The sequence below is a fragment of the Rudaea sp. genome (assembly GCF_036383415.1).
GTDB lineage: Bacteria > Pseudomonadota > Gammaproteobacteria > Xanthomonadales > Rhodanobacteraceae > Rudaea.
In genome coordinates, this window is the sequence record NZ_DASVOK010000219.1 from 1 (window position 1) to 7,455 (window position 7,455).

The 7,455-nt window shown below is 65.9% G+C and carries 6 protein-coding genes; all 6 read right to left on the minus strand.

From position 1 onward, the window contains the following. Positions 1–105: 105 nt before the first annotated feature. Entirely contained in the window at positions 106–2,340 is a 2,235-nt protein-coding gene (locus tag VF497_RS08540) for a M3 family metallopeptidase (RefSeq protein WP_330887662.1), read from the minus strand. A 72-nt stretch (positions 2,341–2,412) separates the two neighbouring features. After that, positions 2,413–4,551 (minus strand): peptidyl-dipeptidase Dcp, encoded by a 2,139-nt coding sequence (gene dcp, locus VF497_RS08545; RefSeq protein WP_414706870.1) that lies wholly within the window; start codon positions 4,549–4,551, stop codon positions 2,413–2,415. 211 nt (positions 4,552–4,762) lie between these two features. Continuing rightward, entirely contained in the window at positions 4,763–5,110 is a 348-nt protein-coding gene (locus tag VF497_RS08550; RefSeq protein ID WP_330887666.1) for a hypothetical protein, read from the minus strand. A gap of 35 nt (positions 5,111–5,145) precedes the next feature. Then, entirely contained in the window at positions 5,146–6,498 is a 1,353-nt protein-coding gene (locus VF497_RS08555) for a hypothetical protein (RefSeq protein ID WP_330887668.1), read from the minus strand. Between the two features lie 4 nt (positions 6,499–6,502). After that, a complete protein-coding gene (gene bioD / locus VF497_RS08560) occupies positions 6,503–7,189 on the minus strand; it encodes a dethiobiotin synthase (protein WP_330887671.1) in 687 nt (228 codons plus the stop codon). Then, positions 7,186–7,455: hypothetical protein (locus VF497_RS08565; protein ID WP_330887673.1), on the minus strand; the 270-nt coding region annotated here is incomplete at its 5' end. The genes VF497_RS08565 and bioD, both read right to left, overlap by 4 nt.

The window sequence follows — 7,455 nt, forward strand, 5'->3', positions numbered from 1 at the left end:
GCGCGACCCTGACATGTTACGCCAATAAGGCCCGCCGGCCAGCTGCGGAGTTCACAAAAATGATGTGCGGGCGGAACAGGTGTCTTCAGTTTCCCCCGCGAAGCATCACGGAGTGTGGCGAGCGGCCTTGAGCCCGCGCACCTCGAGCAGCGGCTCGACGCTCGGATCGCGGCCGCGCCAGGCGCGATAGAGCGCATCGGTTGGCTCGGTGCCGCCGCGCGAGAGCACCATCTCGCGGAAACGCTGGCCGTTCTCGCGAGTCATGCCGCCGTGCTCCTTGAACCAGTAGAAGGCATCGTCGCGCAGCACCGCGGTCCACAGGTAGGAGTAATAGCCGGCGGCGTAGCCGTTGCTCCAGATGTGGGCGAAGTAGCTCGTGCGGTAGCGCGGCGGCACGAGCGGGTAGTCGACATCGTATTTCTTCAGCGCGCTGCGCTCGAAGGCATCGACGTTGTCGACGATGGTCATCGACCGCGACAGCGTGTGCCAGGCCATGTCGAGCAGCGCGGCGCTGACATTTTCGGTCGTGGCGAAGCCCTGGCCATAGGTGCCGGCCTTCTTGATCTTCGCGATCAGTTCCGCAGGCATCGGCTCGCCGGTCTTGTAGTGCTTGGCGTAGTTGGCGAACACGGAAGGCTCCTCGGCCCAGTGCTCGTTGAACTGCGAGGGGAACTCGACGAAGTCGCGCGGCACGCTGGTGCCGCCGAGCAGCGGGTATTTCACGTTCGAAAACATGCCGTGCAGCGCGTGGCCGAACTCGTGGAACATCGTGATCACATTGTCGTGGCTGAGCAGCGCGGGCTGGCCGGGCGCGGGCTTGGTGAAGTTGCATGTGTTGGTGATGACCGGTTTCTGCCCGAGCAATCCCGACTGGCCGACGAACGCGGTCGCCCAGGCGCCGCCGGCCTTGTTGTCGCGCTTGAAGTAGTCGGCGTAGAACAGCGCGAGCGAGCTGCCGTCCGCATCGAACACTTCGAATACGCGCACGTCGCGCTGGTAGACCGGAATGTCGTGGCGCTCCTTGAAGGTGATGCCGTAGAGCTGGTTCGCGGCGTAGAACACGCCGTTCTGCAACACGTTATCGAGTTCGAAGTACTGCTTGATCTCTTCGGAGTCGAGCTGGAACTGGCGCTTGCGCACCTGCTCGGCGTAATAGTCCCAGTCCCAGGGGCGCAGTGCGCCGCCTTCGTTCTTCGCGCTCGGCGAGTAGTACGAAAGGTCCCAAGGCTTGAAGCGGATGCCGTCCTTCTTCGCCAGCTTCTCCATCTCGCGCGCCTCGCCCTTCGCCTTGTTGATGGCGGGGGCGGCCATGTCGGTCATCAGCTTGATCGCGCGCTCGGGCGTCTTCGCCATCTGATCGTCGAGCGTGTAGGCGGCCCAAGTGTCGTAGCCGAGCAGTCGGGCCTTCTCCGCGCGCAGTTCGGCGATGCGCGTGATCGTCTTGCGCGTGTCGTTGTCGTCATGCTGCTCGGCGCGCCCGATCGAGGCGGTGAACAATTTTTCGCGCGTGTCGCGATTCTGCAGCGAAGCCAGCGCAGGCTGCTGCGTCGTGTTCTGCAACGGGACGACGTACTTGCCAGGCGTCATGCGCGCGCGGCCGGCTTCGAGCGCGGCGGCGAGATCGGCTTCGGAAAGGCCGGCCAGAGCGTCCTTGTCATCGGCGACGAGCGCGCCGTCGCGCGTCGCGGCGAGCAGTTTGCTGCGGAATTGCGTGGCCAGCGAGGACAGCTCCTTGTTGTGCCCGCGCAGGACTTCCTGGTCGCCGGCCGAAAGCTGCGCGCCGGCGCGCACGAACAGGCGGTAGTAGCGCTCGGTCAGGCGCAGCGATTCGGCGTCGAGCCCAAGCGATTCGCGCTTTTCGTAGATGGTCTTGACCCGCGCGAACAGTTTCGCATCGAGGAAGATCGCGTCGTTGTGCGCGGCGAGCTTGGGTGCTTCTTCTTTCTGCACGCGCTGCAGGATGTCGTTCGTGTTCGCCTGCGCGAGCGCGGAGAACACGCGCTGCACGCGCGTCAGCAGCGCGCCGGTCTTCTCCAACGCGACCAGTGTGTTGTCGAACGTCGCCGGCTCCTTGTTGTTCGCGATGCGCTGAACTTCGGCGATCTGGCGGCGCATGCCTTCCTCGATCGCCGGCTGGAAATCGCTGTCGCGGATGTGGTCGAACGCCGGCGCCTCGAATGGCAGCGTGCTCGGCTCGGCGAACGGATTGCCGGGCAGCGGATCGGTGACGTCGCTGACCACGGCGTCCTTCTTCGCGGACGCCGACTTGTCCGTCATCGTCGAGCAGGAAGACGCCAGCACGGCGGCAGCGGTGAGAAGAAGAATGCGGGTGCGGAACATGGATTGCCTCTCGCAAAAAACATCGCGCCGCAAAGCGGCGCGATCGATGAATGGATGTTGCCGAAGGAAAGTCTACTTCGATTCTGCCGTCTTCGTCGCCTTGAGCCCGCGCACTTCGAGCAGCGGTTCGACCGACGGATCGCGACCGCGCCAGGCGCGGTAGAGAGCATCGGTTTCCTGCGTGCCGCCACGCGAGAGCACCATTTCGCGGAAACGCTGGCCGTTCTCACGGGTCATGCCGCCGTGCTCCTTGAACCAGTAGTAGGCGTCGTCGCGCAGCACCGCGGTCCACAGGTAGGCGTAGTAGCCGGCCGAATAGCCGCCGCCCCAGATGTGGGCGAAGTAGCTCGTGCGGTAGCGCGGCGGCACGAGCGTGTAGTCGACCTGGTAACGCTTGAGCGAGGCCGCCTCGAACTTGTCGGCATCCTGCTTGGCCGCACTCGCGGGCAGGCTGTGCCAAGCCTGGTCGAGCAGCGCGGCGCCGAGGTATTCGGTCGTGGCGAAGCCCTGGCCGTAGGTGCCGGCGCGCTTGATCTTCGCGAGCAATTCTTCCGGCATCGGCGCGCCGGTCTTGTAGTGCTTGGCGTAGTTCGCGAACACCGAGGGTTCGTCGGCCCAGTGTTCGTTGAACTGCGAGGGGAACTCGACGAAGTCGCGTGGCACGTTGGTGCCGGCGAGGTAGGGGTATTTCACGTTCGAGAACAGGCCATGCAGGGCGTGGCCGAACTCGTGGAACATCGTGATCACATCGTCGTGGCTGATCAGCGCCGGCTGGCCCGGCGCGGGTTTGACGAAGTTGCAGACGTTGAACACGACCGGCTTGGTGGCGAGCAGTCCGCTCTGGTCGACGAAGCTGTCCATCCACGCACCGCCGGACTTGTTGTCGCGCTTGAAGTAGTCGGCGTAGAAGAACGCCATCGACTTGCCGTCGGCGTCGAACACCTCGAACACGCGCACGTCGGGCTGGTAGACCGGAATGTCCTTGCGCTCCTTGAACGTGATGCCGTAGAGCTTGTTCGCGGCGAAGAACACGCCGTTCTGCAGCACGTTGTCGATCTCGAAGTACTGCTTGATCTCGTTCTGGTCGAGATCGTAGTCCTTCTTCTTCACCTGCTCGGAGTAAAACTGCCAGTCCCACGGCGCAAGCTTGAAGCCGCCCTTCTGCGCGTCGACGAGTTTCTGCATGCCGGCGGCCTCGTCCTTGGCCTTGGCGACCGCGGCGGGGACGATGCCGGTCATCAGCTTGATCGCGTTGTCCGGTGTCTTCGCCATCTGGTCAGCGAGGCTATAGTCGGCATAGGTCTTGAAGCCGAGCAGCTTGGCCTTCTGCGCACGCAGCTCGGCCAGGCGCTGGATCGTCGCGCGCGTGTCGTTCGCGTCGCCGTGCTCGGCGCGGTCGATCGAGGCCTTGAACAGTTTTTCGCGCGTGGCGCGATCGGTCAGCGATTCCTGCGCGGGCTGCTGGGTCGTGTTCTGCAGCGCGACGACGTATTTGCCGTCGAGCTTGCGGCCCTTGCCCGCCTCGAGCGCGGCGGCGAGGTCACCGTCGCTGAAGCCGGCGAGCTGTGCCTTGTCGCCAAGCACGAGCGCGCCGCCCTTGGTTGCGGCGAGCAGCTTCTGCTGGAACGCGGTCGAGAGCGAGGACTCTTCCTTGTTCAACTCCTTGAGCTTGGCCTGGTCAGCCGCGGACAGCTCCGCACCCGCGCGCACGAAGGCAAGGTGGTAGCGGTCGAGCAGGCGCCGCGATTCGGGATCGGCTCCGAGCGATTCGCGGCTGTCGTAAAGCTTCTTCACGCGCGCGTAGAGCTTGGCGTTGAGGAAGATCGCGTCCTGGTGCGCGGCGAGCTTGGGCGCGAACTCTTCCTGGATCTTCTGCATGTTGTCGTTCGTGTTCGCCTGGGCGAGCGCGAAGAACACCTTCGACACGCGCGTCAGCGTCGCGCCGGTTTTTTCCATCGCGACGATCGTGTTGTCGAACGTCGGGGCGTCGGCCTGGTCGGTGATCTTGTCGACTTCGGCGAGCTGCTGCTTCATGCCCTCGTCGAATGCCGGCGCGTAGTCGCTGTCGTGGATCTTGTCGAACGGCGGTGCCTGGTATTGCAGAGTACTCGCGGCTAAGAACGGATTGACTGCGGTCGCGGTTTCCGCGGCCTTGGCCGGCTCGGCGGGTTTCTGCGCTGCTTGCGCGTGGGCGGTGAAAGCGATGGTCATGGCGAGGGCGATCGGTCGGAGTCGAAGCATGTCGGAATGTCCCCAGACAGGGTTGCAATGAAAGGAAAAGCACGCGCGCACGCGCGCGACGGACGCGCAGCGTAACGAGGTTGCGATGCGGTGGGCATGTGCCGTTTGGGCTAGATTTCGTTGAAAACTGTGGCCGTGAAAGGCCGTTTTTGATTTTCGCGATCAGGGGCGAGCGCAGAAATCAACTCACGTCGCGCAGCGTCCAGTTCGCACCGATCAGGAGGCCGAGCCGATGCTTGAGCACGGCGTGCGGCAGCACCGTGGTGATCTTCACGTCGCAATGCAGGTCGGACTGGTGCGCATCGACGATGGCCTGGGCATCGCTTGCGCCGAGCAGCGGATCGACCGCGTCGGGGTCGGGCTGCATCGAGCGCCAGCGCTCCCACAGGCTCGGCTCGCGCAGCGCGGTCTGCAATTGCGCGGCGAAGCCCTCGGCGGAATTGCCGCTGTAGGACAGCGACGGAATCTGCCCACGCGCCTTGGCGAGATCGGACACGACGATGAAGAATGTCTGCTTCGAGGCGGGCATGGGCCACTCCTGTTTCTGCGGAATGCTCAAGTTTATCAGTTTGGCGCATCGTCCCCGGCAGCGGCGAGCGCCAAAGCCGCGCCGATCACGGCGACGAGGCAGGTCCAGCCGAGGTAGCGCAACTCGGCCGACGGCGCGATCAGCGGCAACGGCGCTGCATAGGCGAGGCCGCTTGCGAGCATGGCGAGCGCGGCCTGCGCATTCGCGCGTGCGCGACGACGCCAGGCCAGGGCGAGTGCGGCAACGCTGAGCACGAGATACGGCCACGGCGCGAGCACCACGGTGTCGCGCAGCGTTTCGGTGAGGCGGATGCACGCGCGGTGCAGGGTCGAGCGGTTCGGCGCCACCGGCGGGTTGTCGCGGAATGATTGCTCCTCGTCGACGTAGACCAGCTCGTGCGGCCATTCGCGCGGCTTGCTGCCGAACAGCGCAGTCGTCAGGCGCCAGCGGTGGGCGAGGTAGGCGCCGGGATGCGCGCTCACCGCGTCGACCCATGTCGTGTGCAGCGTCGTGGCGGTCGCGTCGTCGAGCGCGAAGAACGGCCCGATCACGCGCCCCTTCGTCGCGGTGAACACCGGCACGTTGGACCAGGGCACGTAGGCTTCGCGCAGATCGTTCAGCGTCAGCTCCGGCTTGTGAGTCGCGGGTGGCAGCAGCATCTCGTCCGCCGCGAGCGAGATCGCGACGAGATCCCACATGCCCGTTCCGGGCCAGAGCGTGTAACGCCGCTGCGCCGAGTGTGCGCTCAACATGGCCAGCGCCTGCAGGCTCAGGCAGAGCGCAACCACGCCGGCGATCAGCCACGCATGTCGGTACCGCGGCGCGGGGACGCGCGAATCCCGATGCAACCAGCCCGCGTAGGCGACCAGCGGTACCGCGGCTGGCAGCACGTTGTGGCGCAAGGTCATCGCGAAGATCAGCGCGAGCCAGAACGCAGTGAGCCAGCCGGGTACGCGCGCGTCGCGCCAGCGCAGCAGCGCGCCGACCGCGAAGGCGAGCGTCGCCATCAACATCACGTCGCTCCACACGTGCGCGAGCAGGACGAAGACGACCGGCGCTGCCGCCGCGACGAGCATGAATGCGATGCGCACGACCAAGCCGCCGTCGAGCGCGCGTGCGATCAGCGCGAGTCCCGACCAGAGCAATACAAGCTGGATCAGGAACAGCGGACCCGGCCCACGCCAGAGCTTGTCGGTCAGCCACCAGAGCCAACGCAGCCCGGCGCCATAGATATTCGTGCTCGGCGCGCCGCGCGCCTGCGACCAGATCACCGCGCTGTCGAGCGACATCGCGCCCGGGTAGTAGCACGCGGCGCAGAACGCGATGCCGAGGAACGCGATCAGCGCCAACGGCCACCAGGATGCGCGCGTATCGTATGCGGACGACATGTGCCTAGACGAGAAGGCGCTTGCAGGCGGCGCCGAGATGTACGGCGAGGACCGGCGGATCGGGCGCAGCACTGTGCGGCAGCACGCCGAGGCACGGTGCATCGAGGCGCTCGCGCAGCGTCGCGAGATTGTCCTCGCGTCGCGCCATTTGTGCATCGGTGCTGCTCGCGATCCAGCCGATCAACTCGGCGCCGTCGGCGCGGATCGCGCGCGAGCTAAGCAACGCATGATTGAGACAACCCAGACGCAAGCCGACGACGAGGACCACGGGCAGGCGCAACGCGCGCACGAGATCGACCTGCATCAGCCGCGGCCCGAGCGGCGCCATCCAGCCGCCGACGCCTTCGACGACGAGGAATTGTGCATTTGTGGACAATGCGGCAAATGCCGCATCGATGCGCGCCAGGTCGATTTCGATACCTACATCGGCCGCGGCGAGGTGCGGCGCGATCGGCTCGGCGAAGGCGTAGGGATTGACGTTCGCGTAGATCGGTGTGCCCGCGCTGTGCGCGATCAGCAGTTCGGCGTCGGCATTGCGCAGGCCCGCCGGCGTGCGTTCGCAACCGCTCGCGACCGGCTTCATCCCGACTGAACGCACGCCGTGCGCGTTCAGTGCGGCGAGCAGCGTCGCCGCGGCGAGGCTCTTGCCGGCGCCGGTGTCGGTGCCGGTGACGTAGACGCCGCGGTTCATGCGCCGGACGGCTGCAGGCGCGCGAGTTGGCGCCGGTAGCGGCGGCCCGACAACGCGCCGCAGACACCGGTCAGCATGTAGGCGAATCCGGGCGCGGAAAACGCGAGGACGCTGTGCATTGGCAGCCAGCACGCCAGGGCGATGGAGATCAGGCAGGTCGCCAGCTGCCCGCACCAGTCGCGCCGGCGCATGCGCGTGAACAGGCGCTCGCCGGCATCGAGGCCGATGCGGTCGGCACAGCGCAGCGCGTGCGCATTGAGCAGGAT